The sequence below is a fragment of the Pseudomonas sp. Fl4BN1 genome (assembly GCF_009908285.1).
Classification (GTDB): domain Bacteria; phylum Pseudomonadota; class Gammaproteobacteria; order Pseudomonadales; family Pseudomonadaceae; genus Aquipseudomonas.
In genome coordinates, this window is record NZ_JAAARM010000001.1 from 228,489 (window position 1) to 254,391 (window position 25,903).

Genomic DNA, 25,903 nt, shown 5'->3' on the forward strand with positions numbered 1-25,903 from the left:
ATACTATGCCGCCGGCCTAAGGACCTGATCGCGGATAGTGACATGCAGTTCAGAAAAAATATCAATGCACTACGTGCAATCGCCGTTATTTCAGTTGTGTTGTTCCACTTCAAAGTTTCAGGCTTTGCTGGAGGATTTGCCGGGGTCGATATTTTTTTTGTGATTTCCGGCTATCTGATGACCGGAATCATCTTTTCCGGACTCCAGGAACAACGCTTTTCCTTGTTGGGTTTCTATGCTGCCCGGGCGCGTCGGATCATTCCCGCCCTGGCGGTTCTGTGTCTGGCCTTGTTGGTCTTCGGCTTTATCTTCCTGTCTCTGGATGACTATCGCGACACCATCAGGACTATCAAGAGCAGCTTGCTGTTCAGTTCCAATTTCGACTTCGCCAAGAGCGGCAATTACTTCGATGCGCCACTGCATGAGAACTGGCTGTTGCATACCTGGTCGTTGTCTGTGGAATGGCAGTTCTATCTGATCTACCCGTTGCTGTTGATGGCCCTCGGCAAATCCCTTGGGTTGCAGAAGACTAAGTGGGCGTTGCTGTTGGTGGCTGCCGCTTTTCTGTTGACCTCTGCGATCGTTACCCAGACCCATCCGGTTTTTGCCTTCTACATGTTGCCAACCCGTGCCTGGGAACTGATCGCCGGCGGCCTGGTATTCCTGTTTCCGCTGCAACTGAGCAAACGCCAGGGGCAGTTGTTCGAGCTACTTGGGCTGGGGCTGATATTGGGCAGTATCCTGGGGTTCTCCGAGGGCGATCTGTGGCCAGGCTATCTGGCCTTGCTGCCGGTGCTCGGGACTGTGCTGGTGATCTATGGCAATACTCAGTCGCTGTTTAGCGATAACAGATTATTGCAGTTTTTTGGAAGAACTTCTTATTCGGTTTACTTATGGCATTGGCCAATCGTGGTGTTTCTGTATATCTGCGGTCTATTGACTGAGTGGGTTGCAGTTGTGTTGGCGATTGTTATTTCTTTCGTACTAGGTGCAGTCTCTTATTATCTGGTGGAGTCGAAAGTCAGAAAGAGCAGCTCGGCACGAAATACACTGTTAAAATATGCCGGTGTGACTGTTGCGTTAGTGGCTCTTTCGGCGATTACTGCCTCTGTTGTCAAAGACTATCCTCAGGTCCGATTCGCCTTTGTCGACCTCGGCCAGCCGCAATATGGCAGCAAGTTGTATACCCAAGAGTGCAAGCCGAATGACTACAGTGCCGCCACCTGCAAGTTCGGCAGCGGTGATGTCTCGGTCATTCTCTTTGGCGATAGTCATGCTCAGTCCACTGGTGCCGCAGTGATGTTGGAGAGCAAGCAGGCGGCAATATCCTGGGCACGTGGCGGCTGTCCGACCCTGTGGCACTTTGAGATGCGGGACAAGAAGCAGCAGAGCCAGTGCCTGGGGTTCAACAATGAATTTCTGACACGTCTGAATGAGGAGTATCACGGCGTTCCGGTCATTCTCTTCAGTCGCGCCGCGATGTATTCCGATACCAATCGGGACAACAGCTACCGAGTCTTCTTCAACGGAAATGAGCATCAGGACCAGGCAGCCTTCGCCCGCGATTACACGGCCGAGTACACACGAACCGTGTGTTCTGTTGCCAAGAATCATCCGGTCTACATCGTCAAACCCATTCCCGAGATGCCTTTCAGTGTCTACAAAGGCCTGAATCTGCATAAGCGGATCTTTGGGCGGACCTCTGACATCAGCACCTCTCTTGAGGACTACCAGCGCCGCAATCAGCTGGCAATCCAGGCCATTGAAACGGCCGCTCAAGCGTGCAACGCCCAGGTCCTCGATCCCACGCCTTATCTGTGTCCCAATGGCCGTTGCAAGGGCTCGAAGGACGGCATACCGCTGTACTTCGATGACAACCATTTGGTCGACTCCGGAAACCAGTTACTTAGGGGGCTGTTCAAGGGCTTGATCAAGGACAGTTGAGTGTTGCGCAGAGGGTGCAAGCGCTGAGGGCATAGATTGAATAATGCTTTGTTTATGCCCTTTGCTAGGGGGTTATGCACAACAGATGGGTGGGCTTGCGTGAAGGCCGCTGATTTTGTGGAGCGCTTCTCTTTTTTTTGCAACTGGCTGTTTTTTCGAAGATTTATTTTGTGAGCAAAAAATGATCAGTCGCTGTTTTGGGTTTCAGGCCAGGCTTTAAAAGGGTTTCATGGAATTCCATCAACAGACTTGTCCACAGGTCGCGACAGGCCGTCGCAGAGCGTCAACGCTCTGCCAGGAGTAGCAAATTGCGTGGTGTCAGGGGCGCAGGGCAAAAGGTGCCCAGGCGTACCTGGTAGCCCTGTTGCAGCAGAAACAATGCCCGGTCGAGCACCAGCCACAATTCCAGGGGGCGGCGAAACAGGCCGCGCAGCAGTTCCAGGTTGCGCACCTGGGCCAGGCGCTGCCAGCCGGCGGCTTCGAGGGCGGCCCAATCCTGGCAATCGACTGTGGATAACTCCTTGAGCCCGGCGAGATCGCGGCAGTAGTCGGCGAAGGGTTTGTCCAGCCAGTGGCTGGGCAGGGAGGGCGTCGGCAGGTATTCGTCGATGCCGCGCACTTGCCGTTGCAGCAGATCGAATGCCAGGCGCCGGGCCATGGAAGTGTCGCGCTGGCGCCGGACCCGGGCGCCGGCCGTGACGGTTTCGCTCAGTGCCAAGCCCAGGTCGTCCCGGTGCAGGCGCAGCGCCGAGGTTTGTCCTGCTGTGGATAACCCCGAGTACTGGCTGCTTTGCGTGCGGTTGTAGCAGCACGGGGCGATGGCCAGCTGACGGCAGCCCTGGAGGCTGGCCAGTTGCATCAGCCGCACATGCAGGTCGCCGCAGGCGTGCAGGGCCACCGGGGTGTGCCGGGCGTCGAGTTGCCGGGCGGCGTCGGCGGCCAGCACATCCTGCTGCAGGTGCTGGGCAGGCAGGCGGTGGTGCAGGCTCAGTTGCTCGCCACTGGCCACCAGCACCGGGTCGTATTCCAGGCAGGTCAGCTGTTGCCCGGGTTGCAGCAGGCGTCGTCCCAGGTGGCCTTTACCCGAACACCAGTCGAGCCAGTGCCCGGGTGCCTGGTTGAATTGCAGGCTGGCGGCGAAGGCTTCGATCTGCTGCCATTTGCGCCCCGGGACGTCGACGCTGAGGCGCTGGCGCAGGGGTGGCAATGCCTGGCCAGGCAATTCAGCCACGGCAGACAGGGCCAGGGATTGAGCGGCCAGTTCGCCGAAGGGGGCGGGCGCCTGGAATTGTCCCGGATGGTTGTGTGCCGCTTCGGCGTCTTCCAGGGAGCGCTGGCGCAGGCACTGCGCCAGTTCGGGATGAGCGGTTTCCCAAGGCAGTTGCAGATGGTTGAACGGACGCGGGCGCCAGAGCGCCTGGTGCTCCAGCAAAAAAATGTCCAGGGCCTGGAAGCGGCTGAGGAGCGCAGGGCCTTGGAGAGTCGCAGGCATGGTCATGGCGTCCGGGGCAAGCCCGCTCCCTGGTGGGAGCGGGAGAGGATCAGCGTCCCTGGCAGGCGTCGACCCGCAGCCAGCGTTCCAGTTGCCGGAAGACCTGAACCAGGACGAAGGACATCACCAGGTAGAACACCCCGGCGGTGAAGAACATGTCCACGGTCAGGTAGTTGCGGGCAATGATGGTGCGCGCCATGCCGGTCAGTTCGAGCATGGTCACGGTGCTGGCCAGGGAGCTGGCCTTGAGCATCAGGATCACTTCGTTGCTGTAGGCCGGTAGGCCGATCCGCGCCGCCCGGGGCAGGATGATGTAGAACAGGGTCTTGGGCTTGGACATGCCCAGGGCCCGTGCGGCTTCGATCTCACCCGGTGGAATGGCCTGGATCGCGCCCCGCAGGATCTCGGCGATATAGGCCGCGGTGTGCAGGGTCATGGTCGCCACGGCGCACCAGAACGGATCGCGCAGATAGGGCCACAGGGCGCTCTCGCGCACCGCGTCGAACTGCGCCAGGCCGTAGTAGACCAGGAACAGTTGCACCAGCAGCGGGGTCCCGCGGAAGAAGAAAATGTAGCCGTACGGCAGGGCACGCACGTACCACAACTTCGACGAACGGGCGATGCCCAGGGGAATCGCCAGCAGCAGCCCCAGGGTCACGGCCAGGCCCACCAGTTCCAGGGTCAGCGTGGCGCCCTGGATGAACTTCGGCAGCCATTTGTAGATGACTTCCCATTCCATTTACGTGGTCCTCACAAAGCCGCGCGCTGCGCGTTTTTCCAGATAGTGCAGGCCGGTCATGGAGATGATCGTCAGGCCCAGGTACATCACCGCTGCCACCATGTAGAAGGTGAACGGCTGCTTGGACACGGTCACTGCGATCTGCGCGTGGCGCATGATTTCTTCCAGGCCGATCACCGACACCAGCGCGGTGTCCTTCATCAGGATCATGAACAGGTTGCCCAGGCCGGGCAGGGCGATGCGCCACATCTGCGGCAGGATCAGCCGAATGAAAATCCGCGGCCGCGACAGGCCGAGGGCGACACCGGCTTCTCGGTGGCCCTTGGGGATCGCCAGGATCGCACCACGGAACACCTCGGTGGCGTAGGCGCCAAAGCACAGGCCGAGGGCGATGACCCCGGCGGCGAAGGCGTTGAGTTCAAGTTCGGGGTTGCCGAAGAACTCGCCCAAGGCCCGCATCAGGTTGACCGTGCCGTAGTAGATCAGCAGCACCCAGAGCAGCTCGGGCACGCCACGGACGATGGTCGAATAGGTTTCGCCAAGCCAGCGCAGGGGCTTGTGCGAGGAAGTCTTGGCCAGTGCGCCGAGCAGGCCGAGCACCAATCCCAGGCACAAGGCCAGGAGGGCCAGTTTGACGGTCATCAGCGCGCCGACAGCAAGCGCCGGGCCGAATCCGTGAAGGTCGATAGTCATGGGGAGGCCAGGTGTTGCCCGGCCGGCGCCCGGGGGGCGGGCGCGGCCGAGCGAGTCAGATCAATAGATGTTGAACGGGAAGTACTTGTCGTTGATCTTCTTGTAGGTGCCGTCAGCGACGATTTCTTTCAGCGCGGCATTGAGCTTCGCACGGATCGGATCACCCTTGCGCACGGCGATGCCGATCTTGTCGCTTTCTTCCACAGGCTCGCCCTTGAACTCGTAAGGCTTGCCGGCTTCGCTCTTGAGCCACTCATAGTTGACGTACTTGTCGGCCAGGATTGCGTCCAGGCGGCCGGACGTCAGGTCCAGGTAAGCGTTTTCCTGGGTGTCATAGAGCTTGATGGTGATGTCATCGCCCATCTGGTCTTCCAGCCAGGTGCCGGACAGGGTGGCGCGTTGGGCACCGATGACCTTGCCCTTGAGGTAGGCCTTGTCGGTCTTGAAGTCGGCTTTGCTTTTCGGCGCGATGAACTGCAGCTTGTTCGAATAGTAGGGGTCGGTGAAGTCCACCGCCTGCTTGCGCTCGTCGGTGATCGACATCGAGGAGATCAGGAAGTCGAACTTCTTCGCGTTCAGGGCCGGGATGATGCCGTCCCAGTCAGAGGTGACCACGCTGCATTCGACTTTCATCTTGGCGCACAGGGCGTCGCCGATGTCTTTGTCGAAGCCCACGACCTGGCCGCTGGCATCCTTGTTATTGAACGGCGGGTAGGCTGCTTCGATGCCCATCTTCAGGGTCTCGGCGGCAGCGCTGGCGCTGAAGGCCAGGGTGACGGCAGCGGCCAGGAGGATTTTCTTATAGCTCTGCATGCGTGTAGCTCCGTTAGCGGTTGCTGGACATGAATTGTTTGCAGCGCGCCGAAAGCGGGTTTTCGAAGACCTGCTGTGGCGATCCCTGCTCTTCTATGAGGCCCTGGTGAAGGAACACCACTTCACTGGAAACCTGACGGGCAAAGCTCATTTCATGGGTGACCAGCAGCATGGTACGGCCTTCTTCGGCCAGGGCGCGGATCACATTGAGGACTTCCTGGACCATTTCCGGGTCCAGCGCCGAAGTCGGCTCGTCGAACAGGATGACTTTGGGCTGCATCGCCAGGGTCCGGGCGATGGCCGCACGTTGCTGCTGGCCGCCGGACAACTGGGAAGGGTAGGCATGGCGCTTGTCGGAGATGCCGACCTTGGCCAGCAGTGCCTCGGCCACTTCGGTGGCCTCGGCTTTGCTCTGGCCCAGCACTCGGCGTGGAGCCTCGATGATGTTGTCGAGCACGCTCATATGGGGCCAGAGATTGAAATTCTGGAAGACGAAACCGATTTCGCTGCGCATGCGGTTGATCTGCTTGCCGTCGGCCGCCACCAGCTCACCGTTTTTCGCGGGTTTGAGCTTGAGCTCTTCACCGGCTACCAGGATCTGGCCCTGGTGCGGGTTTTCCAGCAGGTTGATGCAGCGCAGGAAAGTGGACTTGCCGGAGCCGGAGGAACCCAGGATCGATATCACGTCACCGTCGCGAGCGGTCAGCGAGATACCTTTGAGTACCTCCTGAGTGCCGTAGCGTTTGTGCAAGTTGCGGATTTCAAGCGCGGGCGTGGCCTCAGCCATGTGCGGTCCTCATTGAGTTCATTGTGCTCCTGCTGTTGGCGGCCTTCCTGGCGAGGCGCCAAGCTAGCATAGGGTTCAAAGCGCAGCCAACAGCGCTACCGGAGGTAAGCAGGCGGTGTGTGGCAGGTTGTCGCATCAGCACAGAAGACTGTCGCCCCATCAACAACCGAACGCCTGTTTTAACCCTGGATCCGGCGGGTGTCGCGTAAAAAAAGGCGCGATGGTGCCAGCTTTGGCCGGGTGTTGGAAGGGTTAACGGGTCAAAGGCCATGGTTCTGCACTCTATTTGCACATCCCCTACTTTTTGGGTGTGTTTTTGGTGCACTGTTTCGTCCTACAAAGTGAGTCGGCCAGTAACGATCTGGCGAAATGCCATTAATCTCAATGACTTGAGATTTCCGTTGGTCGGTTCGCCAGCCCGCGGAGTCCGGGAGCCTGTAACATTTTGGCGCAATTCTTGCGTACGAAATAAAGAACGCCCTGTTGGATTCTTTTTACGAGAACGAATGCAGACCGGGTGGAGTGACTCTTTTTTCGTTGCAAAGGTGCTTTTCATGAGCGGTACGCAACTCTCCAATGACCTCGAACAGGGGCTCAAACCACGGCATGTGACCATGCTGTCGATTGCCGGCGTGATCGGTGCGGGTCTCTTCGTCGGCTCCGGCCACGCCATTGCCGAGGCCGGCCCGGCCGTCCTGCTGGCCTACGCGGCCGCCGGTACCCTGGTAGTGCTGGTGATGCGCATGCTGGCGGAGATGGCCGTAGCCTCGCCGGACACCGGGTCGTTCTCGACCTACGCCGATCGCGCCATCGGCCACTGGGCCGGTTTCACCATCGGTTGGCTGTACTGGTGGTTCTGGGTGTTGGTGATCCCGTTGGAGGCCAACGCCGCGGCAACCATCCTCCACGCCTGGTTCCCCAACGTGGCGATCTGGGCCTTCACCCTGGTGATCACTCTGCTGCTGACCGCCACCAACCTGTTCAGCGTGAAGCACTACGGCGAGTTCGAGTTCTGGTTCGCCTTGATCAAGGTGGTGGCCATTATCGGTTTCGTGATTCTCGGTCTGGCGGCGATCTTCGGCTTCCTGCCCAACAGCCAGGTCAGCGGCGTCGCGCATCTGGTGGATACCCAGGGCTTCATGCCCAACGGCATGGGAGCCGTGTTGGCAGCGATGCTGACCACCATGTTCTCTTTCATGGGCACCGAGATTGTCACCATTGCGGCGGCGGAATCGAAGAACCCGGGCCAGCAGATCTCCAAGGCCACCAATTCGGTGATCTGGCGTATCGGCTTGTTCTACCTGGTGTCGATCTTCATTGTCGTGGCCCTGGTGCCGTGGAACGACCCGAGCCTGGCCCAGGTCGGCTCCTACCAGACCGTGCTTGATCGCATGGGTATCCCCAACGCCAAGCTGATCGTTGACCTGGTGGTGCTGGTGGCCGTGACCAGTTGCCTGAACTCGGCGCTCTACACCGCCTCGCGCATGCTCTTCTCCCTGGGCAAGCGCGGCGATGCTCCGGCCGCAGCCAAGCGCACCAACGCCAGTGGCACCCCTTACTGGGCGGTGATCCTGTCCACTGCTGCGGCGTTCCTTGCGGTGTTCGCCAACTACGTAGCGCCGGCTGCAGTGTTCGAGTTCCTGCTGGCCAGTTCCGGTGCCATCGCCTTGCTGGTGTACCTGGTGATCGCGGTTTCGCAACTGCGCATGCGCCAGAAGCGCATGGCCGCCGGTGAGAAGATCGCTTTTCGCATGTGGCTGTTCCCCGGCCTGACCTACGCGGTGATTGTGTTCATCGTCGCGATCCTGAGCATCATGCTGTTCCAGGAAGAGCACCGGGTGGAGATCCTCGCCACCGGCTTGCTGAGCGTGGTGGTGATTGTCGCCGGCCTGCTAGTGGCACGGCGGCGCAAGGCTGAACGCAGGGGAGCACTGGTTCTGAACTGACGGTTCGACCCATTGCTACCGAAAAGGCCGCTGTCAGTGATGACCGCGGCCTTTTTCATCCCCGGATCAAACCCGGCGCCTGGCCCTGTGGCGCGTCTGGGGTTCCCCGTTGGTGGGGCTGCCGGTGGCTTTACTGACTGTGGACTCCTGCTGATAATCCGCCACTCGGTCAGCTTGGGAGGTTGCGATGAAGCATCTGGATATGGACTCTGCCGAGTGGGAAATACTCGACCTTGAATGGCATCAAGGGTTTGCCTTCATGGACGCTGCGCTGCTGGTGGACGCGTGTGCGCGGGACGTCTACCTGATGCTCCAGCTCGACGGGCAGACACCCTCTGAGCAGGCGCGCCAGGCGGCGGCCCAGCACTTTCCGGTTTCCCCCCTGGTGCCTGGCGAACCGCTCTGGCGGCATCGGACCCAGCGGCAACTGCTGCGGGATGCCCGGGCTGATTACTATGGGTTGCCCCGCTACTTCGAGCGTTATGGCTACTACCCTTTGCAGGCGTTGCCGATGCGCGTGTGCCGAAGGCTGCAGAGCCTGGGTCATGACCATTGGCGCGACCATGAGCGCGCCTATTTCTGCCACGACTATGGGTTCAATGTGATCGAGGGCGTGCGTCATGAACGCCTGGCGCTCCTGCAGCCGGTAGCGGACAGCTGGCCTTCGGCCGCGGTGCTGTTCAGCGACGGGGCCAAGGTCTTTCTCGGCGGGCGAGCGATCGCCAGTGCGGCGGACCAGGTGCGTGGCACCAACCACCCGGCTTATCAGGTGATCAACGGCCAGGTCTGTCGGGGCGGTACACCGTTGCACCAGAAGGACGGATCGGTGTTGCCCATCATCAATCCGGACGGCTTTCAGATGCTGGCCCGGCGCTGGGGCACGGATGGGCATTCGGTAATCGTCCAGGCGCAGCAGGGCTCAAAAACGACCTACGAATACTTCTACCGCATCGATAAGGTCGACCTGACGACCTTCAGTGTGCTCAACGAACGCTACGCCAAGGATGCCCAGCGGGCCTACTACCTGACTGGCAAGACCGTGCGTTTTGTCGGCGACTTTCGCCTGCTGAACCGCTGTCAGCCGTTGTTCGATGCCGGTGGCCGAGTGCTGGGCCATAGTGCAAGCCCGGACCAGTACTTTGCCGTGGACGACCAGTTCGTCTACTGCGCTGGCACCCGCTTGCGGGGAGCCCACGGCCCGAGCTTCCGCCACCTGGGGTTCGACTACTACGCCGATGAGCATCGCGCCTACCTGCGCAACAAACCGCTGGAGCTGGATGTGCAGAGCTTTGTGGTCGCCCAGCTCAATCGCGGTGAGTACGAGTATTCGCCGGTGCTGGTGGGCGACAGGCATGGCCCCCTGGGCTCGGGTGGGGTGATTGACCAGGGGATGCTGCAAGAGTGGGCAGCGTTCTTCGAGGCCCATCCACAGTTGCAGGATTACTGGTGGCACCGCCTGCAGGCGCGACCTGAGCCGGTGCCTGAGCCGCAACCCCTGCGGGCCATTGGCCTGGGCTTTGAGCTGGGGCGTCAGGTGCACTTCCATGGCCGCGTGATCAATGGCCTGGATGCAGCCAGCTTCAAGCTGCTGGACACCCATCTGTGCGGCGATGCCAATGGCTTGTACCTGATCCCTTTCCACAATGCCCAGACGGATGTGCCCGAGCGTTTCTCCTCGGCTCCTGTCGAGCATTACCGCGCCCTGGGCGGGCCCTACCTGACGGATGGCCAGACGCTGTTCTGCCACACGATTTTCTACCTGGTGCCTGAGCCGATGGGCAAGGCGGATCTGGCCAGCTTCGAGTCCTGTGGGTATGGCTGGGGTAGGGACAAGGGTGCGGTGTATTACTACCGCGAGAGCAAAAAACGCCTCGACCCGGCTCACACCCGTTTCATGGGCAACTACGCCTTCTGCGCGACACAGATGTTCTCTGCCGGCAAACCGCTGGAGGTGGCGTTCAGCCCGGAAGAGGTGAGGGTGCCGCATCCGGACTTTTTGCAGTTGGGCACGCGCAAGCTGTTCTGTGGCCGGCGGCCGCTGAGTGCCAAGCGCATCGACCTGGCGAGCTTGGAGTTTCTCGGCGCGCGCCATGCCCGGGACAAGCAGCGGTTCTACCAGTACGACGGCTACGCGACTCTCACCGAAGTCAGTGCGGAGCAGTACCGCCAGGCGCTGGTCAAGGAACTTGAGCAGCAACCGGAGGCCGGTGCCGAGGGTGTGACCTTCTGAAGGACAAAAGGCCGTTGTCAGCATTTACAGCGGCCTTTCTACTGGGTTTGCGACGCGTTGGAGGGCGTTTCATGGACAGCCCCCCAGACGAAATAGTAGCCTGCGCATTCTTCGATAAGAGCTCTTGCGTGGCAACGTGAGAGGAGCCGGGGAATGGCGCTGTATTGCAAGGGATTGAACACTTGTCGGGACTCTGAATCCGTCTTCTGCCTCTCTCCCTTGATCCATCCGCGCCGGCCCTTGCTCCTGCTTGGCCGCGCCTGCCTCAGGCATGGCCGACAGTCCCGGCTCGAAGAGCGAGCATTCAGGAGCCAACGGTGATCGCCCGATCATTGGTTCCTCAAAATGGGGCGGCAAGGAGACGCGCATGGCATTCACTAAAATCATCTTCAAAAACCCGAACACCGGAGCCATGAAAGTTGCGCCTATCGGCTTTTCCTGGACCGTGTTCTTTTTTGGTTTCATCCCGGCACTGTTTCGTTCCGACTGGAAATGGGCGGCGATCATGTTCGCGGTGGGCTTCTTCACCTTCGGCCTGAGCAACTTCGTGTTCTGCTTCATCTACAACAAGTTTTATGCCCGCGATCTGATCGGCGAAGGCTACAAGGCTCAGTCCATCGCTAGCGGCGACCTGGGTTTCGCCAGCGCCAGTGTCGGCATGGAAATCCCCCGGCTGGAAGCTGCCTGAGTTTCAGGTCGGCTCCCGTAGCGGAAATGGAAAAGGGCGCATTCATTGCTGAATGCGCCCTTTTTTCATCCGCGGTCGAGGCTCAGCCTTCGGCGCTGAACAAGGCCTGGGAAGCGGCCATGTAGTCGGCCTGGAAGGCCTCTGACTCGATCCAGGCCAGCGCCGTGGCCTCGTCAGCCTCGGTGGACCAATTGCGGTATTCGATCAGGGCCGCAAGGATGAAGTCCGTGGCGCCCTGTTCGCCCTCCTGTTCATACACCAGCTCCAGTAACGGATCCTGCAGGAACACCGTGCACAGGGCCTGCTGGCTGGTTTTCTCGGCGTCGCGCATTTTCACGAACAGCTCGGTCAGGTCCACCGATTCGAAGTCGAGGCGGCTGTCGTTGGGGTCCAGCTCCAGTTCCGAGGTCGGGGCGCTGCGCTTGGCGCGGTTTTGCTTGGCCTTGGCTTTGGCCCGGGCGGCACGTTTGTGTTGTTTGTCCAGAGAGGCCATGGGCGTCTTACCTTGCTGCGAAATGGTTCAGCGCGCGCCTGATGGCAGGCGTGCGGCATGTCAGGCGCGCAAGGATGCCAGTAAATCCGCGATCCGGCATCTGCTGCCGGACCGCGGGCACCGCCGAAGTCTTGCCCGGGAGTGCCTTGGAAGCGAGCGCGTGGGTCTTTTGTCGGGTTTTTCCCACTCAGTGGGAATCTGATTTCATTCGGCGGGAAACTCCATGCACCATGGCTGCAAGAGGCCGCTATGAACTACCACACGCCGACTGATCGCTTACTGCAAATCCTCGTGGCCTTGGGGCAATCCCCCGAGGCGATGTCCGCCAAGGCCTTGTCGCAAGACTTGCAACAGCCGTTGAGCAGCACCTATCGCCACCTCAAGACCCTGTTGCGCTGGGGCTTGGCCGAAGACAACGGCCAGGGTCGCTATGTGCCCGGGCCGACCTGCCTGCAACTGGCGAAGAAATTCGACCGTGAAGGGTTGCTGGTGACCCTGGCCAAGCCGGAGTTGAAACGCCTGGCCGAGCTCACTCAGGAAAGTGTCGCGCTGATGGTACCCAGCAACGGGCAGGCCATCTGCATCGAGCTGGTGGACAGCCCCCAGCCCCTGCGCTGCTGCTATCAAAAAGGCCTGGCCCAACCGTTATTGCTGGGGGCCTCGGCCAGGGTCCTGCTGGCCTATATGGAGCCTGAGCGCAGCCTGCCGATCCTGCGTCTGCAGGGCGTCGATGAAGGTGAATTCGCGGGCTACCTGCAGGGCTTCGAGCAAATCCGCCAGGCCGGTCATGCGGTCAGCCTGAGTGAAATCGATGAGGGTATCTGGGGCGTCAGCGCGCCTTTGCTGGACAGCCGCGAGCGCTTGCAGGGCGCCATCAGCCTCATGGCCCCGGCCTTTCGTGCCGGGCAGAACAGCGAGCGGCTGATCCGCTGGACCCGCGAAGCGGCGCAGCGCCTGAGCGCCCGACTTGACTGAGTTGACTGGAGCAAACCCATGACTGTCCATCCCCCCATGCATCTGTGGCAGGGCCGTAGCGACCTGGCCGAAGGCGCGGCGGCCTTGCGCTGGCACCAATGGGTGCAGCCCGAGGCACCAGGCCAGGCCGCAGGTATCGCCTTGCTGGGGCTGGCTTGTGATGAGGGGGTCAAGCGCAACCAGGGGCGTACCGGTGCCCGCCAGGGGCCCGAGGCCTTGCGCGGCGCCTTGGCCAACCTGGCCTGGCATGGCAGCTGTGGCTTGTACGACGCGGGTGATGTGAGCTGCCAGGGTGCTCAACTGGAAGCGGCGCAACAGGCCTACGCCCAGCGGCTCAGCCGGTTGCTGGATCAAGGGCATCTGCCCTTGGGTCTCGGCGGTGGCCATGAAATCGCTTTCGCCAGCTTCAGCGGCCTGGCCGACCACCTTGAGCGCCAGGCGCAGCGCCCGCGGATCGGCATCCTGAATTTCGACGCGCATTTCGACCTGCGCCATGCCCAGCACAGCAGCTCGGGAACGCCCTTTCGGCAGATCGCCGAGTATTGCCAGGCGGCGGACCTGCCCTTCAACTACTGCTGCCTGGGGGTCAGTGAGTTGAGCAATACCCAGGCACTGTTCGATCAGGCCCGCCAGCTCAAGGTGCGCTATCTGCTGGACCGGCAGATGCAGGGCTGGAACATGACGGCCATCGAGGCATTCGTCGATGATTTTCTAGACCGCATCGATGTGCTCTACATGACCCTGTGCCTGGACGTATTGCCCGCCAGCCAAGCGCCAGGGGTCAGTGCGCCTTCGGCCCACGGCGTCGATGTCCAGGTGGTCGAGCACCTGGCGCGGCGGGCCCGTGCCAGCGGCAAGCTGCGGGTCGCCGATATCGCCGAACTCAATCCCGGGCTCGATCATGACCAGCGTACCGCCCGTGTGGCAGCACGCTTGCTGGCCAGCCTGATTCACTGACGGGGCGTTGACCCCCGCTGAACGACACCACAACGACAAAAAGAAGAGATACCACGCATGCTGACTTTTGAACTGGACGCGCTGACTACGCTGGCGCTGGCCTTGATCCTTCTGGGGGTGGGCGCGCAGCTGAAAAAGCGCAGCCGCTGGCTGACCCAGCTTTGTGTGCCGTCACCGGTCATCGGCGGATTTGGCTTTGCCCTGATCGTCTGGCTGCTGCGGGACCAGCAGTTGCTCAGCCTCAAGCTCGATACGGCGATCCAGGGCCCGTTGATGGTGGCGTTCTTCACCACAGTCGGCCTGGGTGGCAGCCTCGGGCTACTGCGTCGGGGGGGCAAGATTCTGTTTGTCTATCTGGGAGCCTGCTGGTCCCTGGCCCTGCTGCAGAACCTGGTAGGGGTTGGCACGGCCAAGGCGCTGGGGATCGATCCGCTGCTGGGCATCATGGCGGGCGCGGTGTCCCTGGAAGGCGGCTTTGGCGCGGCGGCGGCGTTCGGGCCGATTGCCGAGAACCTCGGTGCCGTCGGCGCCACCACCGCAGCGCTGGCGGCGGCGACTTTCGGCATGGTGGCTGGCGGCCTGCTGGGCAGCCCGTTGGCGCGCTGGTTGATCGAACGCAACAAGCTGGTGATCCAGGCCGATCAGGTCAGTAGCCTGCAACACCTGGAAAGTGCCGCCACTACGCCGCTCGCGCCGCTGGATGCGCCCACCCTGCTGCGCCTGCTGACCTGCATCCTGGTGATCATGGTGCTGGGGTTCTGGATGGGCAGCGCTCTCAACCAGCACTTGGGGATTGTCCTGCCCAGCTACGTCGGGGCGATGTTCGTGGCGATCATCCTGCGCAATCTCAACGACCGCACGCAGATCATCGAGATCCCCGACAGTGCCGTGAGCACCGTCGGCGATGTGTGCCTAGGGGTATTCCTGACTATGGCGATGATGAGCCTGAAGTTCTGGGAGCTGGAGCAACTGGGCCTGCCGCTGCTGGTGATCCTGGTGGTGCAGGTGTTGATCATGATCCTGCTGTGCGTGTTCGTGCTGTTTCGCCTGTTTGGCGGCAACTACGACGCCGCGGTGCTGTGTGCCGGCTTCATGGGCCATGGCCTGGGCGCGACGCCCAATGCGGTGGCCAACATGGGGGCGATCTGTGATCACTACAAAGTATTTTCCTACAAGGCGTTCATCATCGTGCCGCTGTGTGGCGCGGTATTGATCGACATCGTGGCGATCCCGATCATCACCTGGTTCATCAACGCCTTTGCCTGAGTCGCAGGCTTAGCGAGGCCCTGGCACCTGGTGCCCCGGGCCCTGGCTATCCAGTGCGCCGTGGCGCAGCCAGGCCAGGGTCACGGGCCAGAGCCGGGTCTGGAAGCGGCTGTGGAAAAACGCGAAATGCCCGATCTCGGTTTCGCCGATGTCCTCGGGGTTGATGCGCAGATGGGTGCGTGGGCTGTTGCTGTAGTAGCCCAGCAGCCGCTCGATGGCCGGGATGGTGCCAAAGGGGTCGTCGCTAACACTGATGGCGAGCATTGGCGCGGTGACCCGGCTGAACGCCAGAGAGTCCTCCCGGCTGTTGAGTGTCCTGCCACTGGGGCGGCCCTCGTAGCGTGAGTGCGGGGTGCACCAGTCGCTGACCACGCCGGCCGGGGTGTCTTCCATCCAGCCCAGGCGCTTGCCGGGAAAGTAGCCATAGAACCGCGTCAGCAGCGGCATCAGCAGATGCCACTTGGCGAGCATTCGCCAGCGCAGTTGCGGAGTGTAGTCACGCCAGTAGGCAAACTGCGCGCCCATGGTCACCACCCTGCGAACTATCCCTGAGGAGGCTCCCAGGCCCACTGCGCAGCCGCCAAAGCTGTGGCCGACGACATCGATCGGCTGGCCGGGGAACTCGCGCTGGGCGCGCTTGAGCATGGCCTCGTAGTCCAGCGAGCCCCAATCCGACCAGGAGGCCTTGAAGCCTTTGAGCGAGGCCGGGCGCGACTCGCCGATGCCGCGATAGTCGTAGGTCATGACATCGAAGCCGTTGGCGAACAGGTAGTCGGCAAAGCGGAAGTAATAGCGGCAGCGCACCGAGGTGGCGGCGTTGATGATCACCACGGCGCGTGCCGGGTCCGGCTGGGCGTGTCGCCAGGCAAAGCCGCCCAGAACCACGCCATCTGCCGTGGGCTCGCTGAAGGTTTCGCTGGGACCGGCCACAGGTCCGGTGATGGCGGGGCGGGTGGCTGGCAGGTCGGATGGGGACAACAGGGACATGGGCGGTTGTTCCTGGTTGGCTGGAGTGAGTCAGGGAACTGACGGTGCTCAGCGACGGTTTTCTTGTGCGCTCATTAATACCCGGCCGATCCACAGCACGGCAACCGCCAATGCTCCCAGCAGCAGCGTAGAGGTGCCTTGCCAGAGCAGCTCGAAATAGAACGGGGTGGGTTGCAGCTCCTGGTTGTAGGTGAGCTTCGGGCCGGCGCGGTTGCTGGTGACAATCTGGCCATCGAGCAGTGCAGCGATCAGCGTCCAGGCCAGCAGCCCGGTCAGTGCCAGCAGCACCATGCCGATCAACAGGAATAGCCAGGCCCCGCTGCGGTGGTTTGCGGGCTTGGGATGGGGCCGGGGAATACGGGTTCTCTTCTGATTCACGCAGGGCAGTTCCATTGCAGCCTTGGGGGCGGGTGGTGACAACTTTACTCCCGGGCAGCGCCATGGGAATAATCCGTGGCCATGGTTTTTCGTGGCGGCATTGACTGACGAATAGAGTGTCGAGCATGGACGTGAAGAATCAGCTGGGCGCGGAACAATGCTGGGGCATGGGGGAGATCCGGCGTGCAATCGACACCCTGGAGCGGTCGCTCATCAAGCTGCTGGGGGCGCGTTTCAAGTACGTGCTGGTCGCCTCGAGGTTCAAGAGTGCCTGAGTACAACCTGAGTGCCGACGATGCGCGCATCAAGCTGTTTCCCGAGCACGTCAGCCTGTGGGCCGACTGCTTGGAGCTTACGACACTGGCCATGCCCGAGAAGCGCCCCTTTCGGGCGCTGCGCTATGGCTGGGTGGTGCTGGTGGTGGGGTTGCTTGGCGCGGTGGCGCTGGGCAACCAGGCACTGGCGCTTGGCTTTGGCGCCTTGATCCTGTTTGTGCCGCTGATGGTCTTGGCTATCGTCAGGCTGCTGCGCCCGCCTGCTCGTGCCGATGCCTGGTTCGATGCCCACGGCTTGCACCTGATGCGCGGCACGAAAAAGGCCCCGGGCGCGGTTTACCAGTACTTCATTCCCTTTGCGGACATTACCCGCGTGGCGACTCTGGAGCAGTCCATCGACCTTGGACGGCGAGGGCATGTGCAGTGCCGCACCTACCTCGTCGAGAGCCGACGGTTCTTCGCTGGGCCGACCAGCATCCACATCAGCACCCGAGGCAGCCTGGAGGCGCTGCGTTCGGTGCTCGAACGTCTGGGGCGGTTGCCTGCGGCGGTGCATATTGTCGTACCGTCGACGAGGCACTACCCCGCGCCGTCCGACTCGGAGCTCACCTAGGCGCCAGCACCTCATCGTCGGCGCGCAGTTCGTCTTTCAGCCACGGCCGCTGGATAACTTTACTCCCGGGCAGGCCCATGGGAATAATCTGTGGCCATGGTTTTCCGTGGCGGCCCTAACTGACGACTGGAGTGTCGAGCATGGAAGTGAAGAATCAGCTGAGCCCGGAACAGTGCCAGGGTATGGAAGACATCCGGCGCGAGATCGACACCCTGGATCGAGCCGTCATCGAGTTGCTGGGGGCGCGTTTCAAGTACGTGCTGGCGGCCTCTAAGTTCAAGACCTCGGCGGCGTCGGTGCGCGCCGATGAGCGCTTCAAGGCGATGCTCGCCACCCGGCGTGAATGGGCCCAGGCCGAGGGCCTGGACCCGGATGCCATCGAAAGACTCTATGCCGACCTGGTGCAGCATTTCATCGCGCAGGAGATGCGTCATTGGCAGGCCGCGCAAGCTCCGGCCTGAGGGCTGAATCCTCTTCGTTGAACTCCTGTTCAAGCCATTCCAGCAGGGCCTGGACCTGCTGCCGAGGGTGCTCCTCGGGATGGCTGTAGACCGAGAGCGCCGTGGGCAATGACACGCTTTCAACACAAGGCCTGAACAGCGCGCCATGGTCGATCAAGCGGTCGGCGGTACGGCGCCAGCCCATGGCGATACCGTGCCCCTGGACTGCGGCCTGGAGCACCATCGGGTAGTTATCGAAGAACTGGCCGCGGGTGCTTTCGGCCAGGTGCGCTTCGAATCTGCGTAGCCAGCTGCTCCACTCCATCAAGTGCGGGGTGCTGGAGCGGTAGTGCAACAGGACATGCCGCTGCAGTTCATCGATCGCCAGGGAGCCCGGGGCGATGGCCAGATACTCGGGGCTGCATACCGGGAACACTTCGTCCGAGGCGGTGAACATCAACTGGTGGGAACCGCTGTCGCGCCCGGTGCTTTGCAGGGCGACATCAAAATGGCCGTCGAATCGGCTCAGGGGCTGTGTGGTGGTGACCACCTGGATCTCGATCTGCGGATGGCGCAGATGGAACCTCGACAGTCGTGGCATCAGCCAATAGAAGCCCTCGCACAGCTGGCACAGCAGCACCACCTGATGGCTTTGCGGCCGGCCGCGCATGGCCTCGGCAGTGCTGCCTATCGCTCCCAGGGCGCTGCTGACCACCCGGGCCAGCTCGATGCCTTCCGGGGTCAGGAACACCGAGCGATTGCGCCGGCTGAACAGCTTCAGCCCGAGGTTCTCCTCCAGCCCGCGAATCTGCCGGCTGACGGCGGCCTGGGTGATGTGCAGCTCTTCGGCCGCGCGGGAAAAACTGCCCAGGCGTGCGGCGGCTTCGAAGGGCAGCAGGGTGGCGAGCGGAGGTAGTGCCTTGCCGAGTAGATTCATGATCTGTGGTTATGCATCGACGGCCGAGAACTCGTTTGTAGCACAGGTTGAGGATTGCGCAGTATGGCCCCGAATTATCGATGGAGGCCGGTCATGAACAACCACACTACGAGCCTGGCCCTGGGCGTGGCGTTTGCCGTTTTCGCCACCTTGAGTTGGTCAGTGAATTTCATCGCGCCGTATATCACCGGCAATTACAGCCTGTACGACCTGATGGCCCTGCGCTTTCTAATGGCCGGAGCAATCGGTGCCTGCCTGTTGTGGGTCAATCGTACTCATCTGCGCGGCATCAGCCGGGGGCTGCGCTGCCTTGGTCTGGGCCTGGGAGTGATCGGTTACCTGGGCTACAGCGCCTGTATCGCCGGTGGTGTGCTGCTCGCCGGCCCGGTGCTGACCCCGGCGTTGATTGGCCTGGTGCCGGTGCTGATGGCCCTGCTGGGCAATAGCCGTAGCCGGACCTTGCCTTGGGGGCGGCTGGCCTTGCCGCTGGGGTTCCTGCTGGCCGGTCTGGGGCTGATCCATCTGGGCAGCCTGGGGCAGGCGACAGTCGAGGGTTCATCCCTGGGTGTCGGGCTGCTGTTCTCCCTGGGAGCGATAGCCGTGTGGCTGATTTTCAGCCTGCTCAATCAGCGGGCGATGGAAAGCCTGTCTGTGCGGGCACTCGGCGCCTGGACCGGATTGATGATGAGTGGGGGGGCGCTGGCGATGCTGCTTCTGCTGCCCTTGGGCCTGCACCTGGAGTTGTTCCGGTTACCGACCCTGGGCTTTTCCTGGGCACAGGCCGGATCGTTGTATCTCTGGGCGCTGATGATTGCCCTGTGCTCCTCGGTGGCCGGCGCCTGGGCCTGGAATCTTGCCACCCGACATCTGCCGATGGTGCTCTCGGGGCAATTGGTGGCGTTGGAGTCCTTGTTCGCGACCCTGCTCGGCCTGCTGTTCCATGGGCGCTGGCCAACCCTGTTCGAAGGCCTGGGCCTGATGGCGGTGCTGACGGGGACAGTGCTGGCGGTGCGAGTGATCATGCTTCGTGGTGAGCCAGGGATTGGAACGCTGCGTACCGGAGCAGGCGAGCATGCTTCGGTGCGCGAGCCCTGAAAACTGTGCTAGTCACGTGTTGCGTGAAGCCTGGCGACTCTCTCCATTTTTCGAATGCCGCCGGACCACCCGCAGGGCAGTAAAAACGCCGACGATCGGCGCGAGCGCGAAGACTGCAAACAGCCAGCTGGCAGCGCTCGCGGTGCCGGGGATGCCTCCGGGATCAGTTAGGCCGGCGACGTTCGCGATCATGCCGGCCAGGGCGGCGCCGAGCGCGGTGGCGAACAACTGCACGGTCGTAATAGACGCAGCAGCCAAGTCTTGCTCGCCAACTGACGCGACCTGAAACACCTGGGTCAGCAGATGCGGCCAAGCGAGTCCCACGCCCAATCCGATGGCGACCAACCCAATGCATATCGGCGTGAGTGACAGCCAGCCACCAGCGCTCTCGGTTGGCATCAAAACGGCAAGCACCACCATGCCGAACGCTCCAAGGATCGGGCCGGCGAGGATCGCGTGCCTGATGCCTGTGCCGCTCGCCCCAGAGCTTGCGATTGACCCCAGTGTCCATCCAGCGGCCATGAGCGCTGCGAGATAGCCTGCGACGAGCGGGGACTGATGGTGGAGGACCTGGAGAAACAGCGGAACGAATATTTCGCCACTGGTCACGGCGACCGCAAGCAGCGACATGGTTGCATACAGCACCCCCAGTGCCGTTGTGATCCGGAACGCGCCTGCCGGCAGCAGTCTATGGCGGGCGCGGTTTTCCGTGCCGATCAGCAGCGCGGTCAGGATGGCGGCGGCTGCCAGGCCGGCGATGTTCCAGGAGAGGACCGAGGAGACACTGGCGAAAGAAACCGCGAGCACCGCCGACGTCAAGAACACCAGCTGGGCGAGTGCAAGCGGCGAGCGTTCGGCTTTGTCAGCGCTGCGTTTCGGCAGCATGCCTACAGCCAGCAGGGCAAACAGTACCGCGACTGGAATGAGCGACCAGAACGCCGCTCGCCAGACGCCGAGTTCAGCGAAGATGCCGCCTACGGCAGGACCGACCAGCGTTGCCACGCCCCACATGCCGGAGACTAACGCCATTGCGCGCGGCCACAAGGCTTCATCGAAAACCAGCCGGATCATGGCATAGGAGAGCGCGAACAAAAAACCGCCGCCTAGTCCCTGAACAAGACGCCCCGTGAGCATTACCGGCATTGACGGGGCAAGTGCGCAGATGAACGCTCCGCTCGCAAACACCAATGCGGCAATAACGTACGCGCCGCGTGGCCCCGCGCTGGTGAGCAGCCTCGCCGACAGCGCCGAACCGAGGATGGAAGCCGCGACGAACAGGGTGGTATTCCAGGCGTAATAGTCAATGCCGCCGATGTCCTTGATCACCGACGGCAGAATCGTGGTGGCGATGTAGACATTGATTGCATGGAGGACCACGCCACCTGCGAGTGCGAGCGCGCGTACTCCATTAGAGCCAGACAGCAGGGCGATCCAACCCGCTCCTGGCGCGGAGTGGCAATATTGATCGGATGAGGCGTGACGCTTGTCCATGTTAGCTCCACTTCGAGAGGTCTCACGCGGCAGTGCATGAGGGCTTGCGAAGGCAAACCGACACTCGTTATAAAACCTCATGTATAGATGAGGTCAAGAGGGGTCAAGAATCCATGATTGATGTACGCGTGCCTTTATCGGTAGGAGAGTTGGCCCACCGATGCGGTGTGACAATTGCGACCGTCCACTTCTACGAGGCCAAAGGCCTCATCCAGGGGCAGCGCAGCGTGGGCAATCAGCGTCGCTATGCCCGCGATACTCTCCGGCGCATTGCCATTATCAAGGTCGCGAAGCTCGCGGGTATCCCGTTGATGACCATCAAGGCTGCGCTCGACGAGCTTCCATCCGGGCGACCGCTGACGGCAAAAGACTGGACGCATCTCTCCACGATCTGGAGGAACACGCTGACCGAGCGGATTCGCAGCCTCACCCAGCTTCGCGATCAGCTTGACGGTTGTATCGGCTGTGGGTGTCTCTCTATGGACGACTGTCCTCTTCGTAACCCGGGTGATCATTTGGGCCAGCTCGGAAAGGGCGCCGTTTTGCTCGAGAAAGACACCATGCCCACAGCGTGAGTGAATCGCTTTCAGTTTTGTCGACAGCCAGGGCCTGGCCCTTCTGAGCGTGTTTGAGGGGTTTCTTCCACTCGCCGGGATCGATGCCCTCAATCGGTAGTTGACGGCTTTATTGAGGCTCTGGCGAGCGTTGAGCTGGGTGACTGCTGGGTATGCGCCAAGCGCCAGCATCTAGGGGAATGGTTTGGAACCGTAGAAAGCAAAAAACCCGCACTAGGCGGGTTTTTTGGTTGCTTTCACGTGATGTAAACACCACCTGAAAGCTGAAGGTGGTGCCCAGAGACGGAATCGAACCGCCGACACGGGGATTTTCAATCCCCTGCTCTACCGACTGAGCTATCTGGGCAACGGGGCGCATTAAACGGGTTTTTCGGGGGGTCGTCAAGCAAGTTTTGAAAAAAAGTTTAATTATTACCGCCGCTTACGTTCCCGCCCCGATTTTCCGCGGGTTTACTCGGTCGGTGGCACGTAGCCGTCGGCCTTGGCGTATTCCTCGCCGGAGAAAAACTTGTCCATCTCGCCCTGCAGATATTTGCGGTCTTCGGCATTCATCATGTTCAGGCGCTTTTCGTTGATCAGCAGGGTCTGGTGTTTCTGCCAGTCGGCCCAGGCCTTGGCCGAGATGTGTTCGAAAATATCCTGGCCCTTGGCGCCCGGATACGGAGGGCGCTCCAAACCTGGCAGTTCTTCTTGGTACTTGCGGCACATTACGCTGCGGGTCATGCGGACTCTCCTGCATTCAATACTTCGGCCGCGCGTTTCAGCAGTTTCTTCACCGGGGCGGCAAGGCCCAGGCGCGGCGGGGTGGCGAGGTTATACCAGAGCCAGTCGGCCTCGGCGACGTGCAGGGCCGACTCTTCGACCCGGATCAGCCAAGGTTCGATGGCCAGCTGGAAGTGGCTGAAGGTGTGTACCAGTCCCGGCATCTCTTGCTGTTGGCCCAGTTCCAGAGAGTGCTGCAGGGCCAGGTGCTGGATGTCTTCCAGGTCATCCAGCTCCGGCAGGCTCCAGAGGCCGCCCCAGAGCCCCGTGGAGGGCCTTCGGTAAAGCAGGATGGCGCCTTCGCGGTTGGCCAGCAGCGGCATCAGGGTGCGCTTGCGCGGCACTTCCTTGCGCGGCTTGGGAATCGGGTAGCGGGTCTCCAGGCCGAGCATGTGGGCTTCGCAGCCTCGCTCCAGGGGACACAGCAGGCAGCTGGGTTTGCTCCGGGTACAGAGGGTGGCCCCCAGGTCCATCATCGCCTGGGTGTAGTGGTTGACCCGGCTGTGGGGCGTGAAGCGTTCGGCGGCGGCCCACAGCTGCTTGGCCACTTTGGGTTCCCCGGGGTAGCCCTCCTGGGCGGTGAAGCGCGCCAGCACCCGCTTGACGTTGCCGTCGAGGATCGGCGCCCGCAGGCCCATGCTGATGCTGGCGATGGCGCCGGCCGTGGACAGGCCGATGCCCGGCAGCTCGGTGAGCTTTTCCACGTCTTGGGGAAACTCGCCGCCATACTCGGCGACGACGATCTTCGCGGTCTTCTGCAGGTTGCGTGCGCGGGTGTAGTAACCCAGGCCGGTCCACAGGTGCAGCACTTCGTCTTCCGGGGCTTCGGCCAGGGCCTGCACCGTGGGCAGGGAGGCCATGAAGCGGTCGAAGTAGTTGAGCACGGTGCTGACCTGGGTCTGCTGCAGCATGATCTCCGAGACCCATACCCGATACGGGTTGATGCCCTGTTGCCAGGGCAGGTCATGGCGGCCGTGATGGTCGTACCAGTCCAGCACCGCCGGTGCAAACGCCTCGGCTCTCATCGCTTGAACAGCCCCTTGAGTGCGTTCTTCAGTTCCGGGCTGACCTTGTCACCGAGCTTCTCGTCGATCTTTTGCTGCAGGCGGTCACCGGCCAGCTTGGCCGCGACCTGGCCCAGGCCGTCCTTGTCCAGGCGGCAGGCCTTGGCCCCGAGCTCCAGCGGGCCACGGCAACGCAGCGGCAGTTCGATGCCCTTGAAGCGGTCGCCGACCTGGCAGGCCGGGTCCGGGTTAGTGCTCAGGTCGCCCTCGACAATGATGCCGACCCGATAGTCCATGCCCAGCACCCGCAAGTCGATATCGCCATTGCCGTTGACGCTCAGGCCGGGGATCCGCACCTTCAGGTCCGGGTTGCTGGCGACGCCATTACGGAACGTCAGGTTGCCCTTGAGCTCCTGGAACGGGGTGTCCTTGCCGCGTGGGGTGCTGCCAAGGTTCTTGCGATTGAGTACGGCGATGCCCTGGCATAGCTGCTGTTCCAGGTTGGCATTGATCAGCACGCCGTTGTTGATGGCGAAACTGGCATTGCCGTTGAGGCTGTCGATCAGCGCCTTCTGGCTGTTGCCGCTGCCGGTCAGATTGCTGTTCAAGGTCACCAGGCCCTTGATCGGAGGTGTCTGGCCCTGGCTTTCGAGGATGCGTTCCACCGGCACCCGGCTGATCTTGGTCTGCAGGCTCAGTTGCGGGGTGTTCGGGCGCAGATCGAGATTGCCGCTGGCGTCGAAGCTGCCGTTGTACAACTCACCGCGCAGGCTCGAGAGCGTCAGCAGGCCGCCCTGGCCGGAGGCCTTGAGCGCGGCGTTGTGGATCGGCAGCTTGTCCAGGGTCAATTGGCCGAAGCTCAGGTCGGCATCGACGTCGAGTTTGCTCAGGCGCTCCACCGGCAGCAGCTTGTCGGTGCTCCAGGCGCCCTTGGTCGGTGCATTGGGCAGTGGCGTGGTACCGGCCCCTGCCATGGCATCGGCTTCGCTGCTTTGTACTTCAGCCTTGCGCGCCGAGGTGGCGCTATTGGCCGCGGCGGATTTTGGCGGCAGGTAGCGGTCGACATTGAAGGTGTCGGCCTTGAGCTGGGCACGCAGGGATTGCTTGTCGAAGTCTTCGATGGCCAGGCGGCCGCTGAAGGTGCTGTCGTCGAGCTTCAGGTTCAGGTCTTCCAGGGCCAGGCTGGTGGGCGTGCCTTGCAGGCGGCTGACCAGTTCGACCTTGCTCAGGCTGCCTTCAGCCATGGCCGGCAGGGTCTGGCCGATGCTGTCGACGAATTTTGCCAGGTCGAACTGGGCAATGGAGATCCCGCCGCTGATCTGCGGGGTCTTGTCCAGGTCATTGACCTTGAGCTCGCCCAGGGCGCGCAGTTGGTTGAGGGAGACTTTCAGGCCGGTCCACTGGCCGACGTTGGCGGCCTGGTCCAGCAGCAGTTGGCCCTGGGCAGCGAAGGTGACGGTCTTGCCTTGCAGCGGATCGCCGGCCACTTCGCCGGACAGGCGCATGTCTTCGAACTGGTAGCGCTGCAGGGCGCGATCGAAACGCAATTCGCCATTGAGCTCGGTGCGCACGCGCACGGCGGGCTGGGTGCTGGCGAGGAAGGCGGTGAGCTTGACCGGGGTGTTGCTGGCTTCGTGAATCGGCCCGGTGCTCAGCTGGATGCTTTCGGCGGTGAACTGCTTGTCGGTCTGTTCATCGTTGTACTCGATCCGGGCGTTGTTCACGGTCAGGCTGTCGATGTCCAGGCGGATCGGCTGCGAGGGCTTCTCCGTGCCGGCGCTGGCCTGGCCGGTTTCACCGGTGCTGGTGGCAGGCGTCTCGCCCTGCTTTTCGGCAGGGGCGGCCTTGCCGATGTCTTGCCAGTTGCCGTGGCCGTCCTTGTTGCGTGTCAGGCGCAGGTTCAGGCCTTCGACCCGTACATCGCTCATCTGCACTTCGCGGCGCAGCAGCGGCAGCACGCGCACCGAGAGGCCGAGCATTTGCAGGTCGGCGAAAGGTTGGGTCGGGTTGGCCAGGGTGGCTACCCCGGCATCGTGCAGTTCCAGGCCAAGCCAGGGGAACAGGCTCCAGCCGATGTCGCCATTGAGCGTCAGCTCGATGTGGGCCTTGTCGCGGGCAATCTGGCGAATCTCGTCTTTGTAGTCGTTGGGATCAAACAGGTGGGTCAGGGCAAAGCCCAGAGCCACGATGATCAGCAACAGCCCGAGAATTACCAGACCCAGGATTTTGCCGAACGCTTTCATGGGCGAGTCCTTGTATGTCGAATTCAAAATTTAGCCGGGGAGTATAGCGCTCTGAACCAGACGACTGGTCAGCCAATCCG

At 61.9% G+C, this 25,903-nt stretch carries 25 protein-coding genes and 1 tRNA gene; 12 read left to right on the forward strand and 14 right to left on the reverse strand.

Translation table 11 applies throughout. The annotated features are described in order from the left end of the window. The first annotated feature begins 42 nt into the window (after positions 1-42). A complete protein-coding gene (locus GV818_RS01025) occupies positions 43-1,944 on the forward strand; it encodes an acyltransferase family protein (protein ID WP_161775647.1) in 1,902 nt (633 codons plus the stop codon). A 283-nt stretch (positions 1,945-2,227) separates the two neighbouring features. Here the strand turns inward: GV818_RS01025 and GV818_RS01030 are convergent, their stop codons facing one another. Genes GV818_RS01030 through GV818_RS01050 form a run of 5 tightly spaced genes read right to left on the reverse strand, consistent with a single transcriptional unit; the run spans position 2,228 to position 6,468 of the window. Beyond that, the gene (locus GV818_RS01030) at positions 2,228-3,436 is read right to left on the reverse strand and encodes a methyltransferase (RefSeq protein WP_161775648.1); all 1,209 of its coding nucleotides are present in this window, start codon (positions 3,434-3,436) and stop codon (positions 2,228-2,230) included. 49 nt (positions 3,437-3,485) lie between these two features. Next, the gene (locus tag GV818_RS01035) at positions 3,486-4,175 is read right to left on the reverse strand and encodes an ABC transporter permease (RefSeq protein ID WP_161754294.1); all 690 of its coding nucleotides are present in this window, start codon (positions 4,173-4,175) and stop codon (positions 3,486-3,488) included. After that, positions 4,176-4,868 carry an ABC transporter permease gene (locus GV818_RS01040; RefSeq protein ID WP_161775649.1) on the reverse strand — a complete coding sequence of 231 codons (693 nt, stop codon included), beginning with the start codon at positions 4,866-4,868 and terminating at the stop codon, positions 4,176-4,178. Positions 4,869-4,928: 60 nt separating this feature from the next. After that, positions 4,929-5,681 (reverse strand): ABC transporter substrate-binding protein, encoded by a 753-nt coding sequence (locus GV818_RS01045; protein ID WP_161754298.1) that lies wholly within the window; start codon positions 5,679-5,681, stop codon positions 4,929-4,931. Between the two features lie 13 nt (positions 5,682-5,694). Continuing rightward, on the reverse strand, positions 5,695-6,468 hold the full coding sequence (locus tag GV818_RS01050) for an ABC transporter ATP-binding protein (RefSeq protein ID WP_161754300.1): 774 nt from the start codon (positions 6,466-6,468) through the stop codon (positions 5,695-5,697). A 554-nt stretch (positions 6,469-7,022) separates the two neighbouring features. On the opposite strand from GV818_RS01050, the gene gabP reads away from it, so the two are divergent. From gabP to GV818_RS01065, 3 genes are all read left to right on the forward strand, one after another. After that, complete coding sequence (gabP, locus tag GV818_RS01055) at positions 7,023-8,414, forward strand: GABA permease (protein WP_161754302.1); 1,392 nt, start codon at positions 7,023-7,025, stop codon at positions 8,412-8,414. 187 nt (positions 8,415-8,601) lie between these two features. Next, on the forward strand, positions 8,602-10,644 hold the full coding sequence (locus tag GV818_RS01060; RefSeq protein ID WP_161775650.1) for a DKNYY domain-containing protein: 2,043 nt from the start codon (positions 8,602-8,604) through the stop codon (positions 10,642-10,644). A 367-nt stretch (positions 10,645-11,011) separates the two neighbouring features. Next, complete coding sequence (locus GV818_RS01065; RefSeq protein WP_161775651.1) at positions 11,012-11,332, forward strand: hypothetical protein; 321 nt, start codon at positions 11,012-11,014, stop codon at positions 11,330-11,332. 82 nt (positions 11,333-11,414) lie between these two features. Here the strand turns inward: GV818_RS01065 and GV818_RS01070 are convergent, their stop codons facing one another. Next, complete coding sequence (locus GV818_RS01070) at positions 11,415-11,825, reverse strand: hypothetical protein (protein WP_161754306.1); 411 nt, start codon at positions 11,823-11,825, stop codon at positions 11,415-11,417. Positions 11,826-12,074: 249 nt separating this feature from the next. On the opposite strand from GV818_RS01070, the gene GV818_RS01075 reads away from it, so the two are divergent. From GV818_RS01075 to gltS, 3 genes are read left to right on the forward strand one after another with little or no spacing between them, the layout of a single operon-like run. Continuing rightward, entirely contained in the window at positions 12,075-12,800 is a 726-nt protein-coding gene (locus GV818_RS01075; protein ID WP_161754308.1) for an IclR family transcriptional regulator, read from the forward strand. A gap of 18 nt (positions 12,801-12,818) precedes the next feature. Next, positions 12,819-13,757 carry a formimidoylglutamase gene (gene hutG, locus GV818_RS01080; protein ID WP_161775652.1) on the forward strand — a complete coding sequence of 313 codons (939 nt, stop codon included), beginning with the start codon at positions 12,819-12,821 and terminating at the stop codon, positions 13,755-13,757. A gap of 57 nt (positions 13,758-13,814) precedes the next feature. Then, a complete protein-coding gene (gene gltS, locus GV818_RS01085) occupies positions 13,815-15,023 on the forward strand; it encodes a sodium/glutamate symporter (RefSeq protein WP_161775653.1) in 1,209 nt (402 codons plus the stop codon). 9 nt (positions 15,024-15,032) lie between these two features. On the opposite strand, the gene GV818_RS01090 is transcribed toward gltS, so the two are convergent. Further along, positions 15,033-16,010, reverse strand: coding sequence for an alpha/beta hydrolase family protein (locus GV818_RS01090; RefSeq protein WP_161775654.1), 978 nt, complete (start codon positions 16,008-16,010; stop codon positions 15,033-15,035). A gap of 48 nt (positions 16,011-16,058) precedes the next feature. Continuing rightward, complete coding sequence (locus tag GV818_RS01095; protein ID WP_161775655.1) at positions 16,059-16,388, reverse strand: hypothetical protein; 330 nt, start codon at positions 16,386-16,388, stop codon at positions 16,059-16,061. A gap of 125 nt (positions 16,389-16,513) precedes the next feature. Here GV818_RS01095 and GV818_RS01100 point away from each other — a divergent pair, with 125 nt between their 5' ends. From GV818_RS01100 to GV818_RS01110, 3 genes are all read left to right on the forward strand, one after another. Then, on the forward strand, positions 16,514-16,663 hold the full coding sequence (locus GV818_RS01100) for a hypothetical protein (protein WP_161775656.1): 150 nt from the start codon (positions 16,514-16,516) through the stop codon (positions 16,661-16,663). Next, a complete protein-coding gene (locus GV818_RS01105; protein ID WP_161775657.1) occupies positions 16,656-17,276 on the forward strand; it encodes a hypothetical protein in 621 nt (206 codons plus the stop codon). Before GV818_RS01100 ends, GV818_RS01105 begins: the two co-directional genes overlap by 8 nt. A gap of 140 nt (positions 17,277-17,416) precedes the next feature. Continuing rightward, positions 17,417-17,737: an isochorismate lyase gene (locus GV818_RS01110; RefSeq protein WP_161754322.1), complete on the forward strand. Its 321-nt coding sequence runs from the start codon at positions 17,417-17,419 to the stop codon at positions 17,735-17,737. On the opposite strand, the gene GV818_RS01115 is transcribed toward GV818_RS01110, so the two are convergent. Further along, entirely contained in the window at positions 17,688-18,653 is a 966-nt protein-coding gene (locus tag GV818_RS01115) for a LysR substrate-binding domain-containing protein (RefSeq protein ID WP_161775658.1), read from the reverse strand. The two genes, GV818_RS01110 and GV818_RS01115, sit on opposite strands and share 50 nt — an antisense overlap. 93 nt (positions 18,654-18,746) lie before the next feature. Here GV818_RS01115 and GV818_RS01120 point away from each other — a divergent pair, with 93 nt between their 5' ends. Then, a complete protein-coding gene (locus GV818_RS01120) occupies positions 18,747-19,748 on the forward strand; it encodes a DMT family transporter (RefSeq protein WP_161775659.1) in 1,002 nt (333 codons plus the stop codon). 12 nt (positions 19,749-19,760) lie between these two features. On the opposite strand, the gene GV818_RS01125 is transcribed toward GV818_RS01120, so the two are convergent. Further along, positions 19,761-21,239 carry an MFS transporter gene (locus GV818_RS01125; protein WP_161775660.1) on the reverse strand — a complete coding sequence of 493 codons (1,479 nt, stop codon included), beginning with the start codon at positions 21,237-21,239 and terminating at the stop codon, positions 19,761-19,763. 113 nt (positions 21,240-21,352) lie between these two features. On the opposite strand from GV818_RS01125, the gene soxR reads away from it, so the two are divergent. Continuing rightward, the gene (gene soxR, locus GV818_RS01130) at positions 21,353-21,814 is read left to right on the forward strand and encodes a redox-sensitive transcriptional activator SoxR (RefSeq protein ID WP_161775661.1); all 462 of its coding nucleotides are present in this window, start codon (positions 21,353-21,355) and stop codon (positions 21,812-21,814) included. 270 nt (positions 21,815-22,084) lie between these two features. On the opposite strand, the gene GV818_RS01135 is transcribed toward soxR, so the two are convergent. The 4 genes from GV818_RS01135 to GV818_RS01150 all read right to left on the reverse strand — a co-directional run bounded on the left by GV818_RS01135 (position 22,085) and on the right by GV818_RS01150 (position 25,823). Next, positions 22,085-22,160 (reverse strand) — tRNA-Phe (locus tag GV818_RS01135). Between the two features lie 104 nt (positions 22,161-22,264). Beyond that, a complete protein-coding gene (locus tag GV818_RS01140) occupies positions 22,265-22,537 on the reverse strand; it encodes an oxidative damage protection protein (RefSeq protein WP_161754352.1) in 273 nt (90 codons plus the stop codon). After that, positions 22,534-23,601 (reverse strand): A/G-specific adenine glycosylase, encoded by a 1,068-nt coding sequence (gene mutY / locus GV818_RS01145; RefSeq protein WP_161754354.1) that lies wholly within the window; start codon positions 23,599-23,601, stop codon positions 22,534-22,536. The genes GV818_RS01140 and mutY overlap by 4 nt, the downstream gene beginning before the upstream one ends. Next, positions 23,598-25,823 (reverse strand): AsmA family protein, encoded by a 2,226-nt coding sequence (locus tag GV818_RS01150; protein WP_161775662.1) that lies wholly within the window; start codon positions 25,821-25,823, stop codon positions 23,598-23,600. Before GV818_RS01150 ends, mutY begins: the two co-directional genes overlap by 4 nt. Between the last annotated feature and the right edge of the window lie 80 nt (positions 25,824-25,903).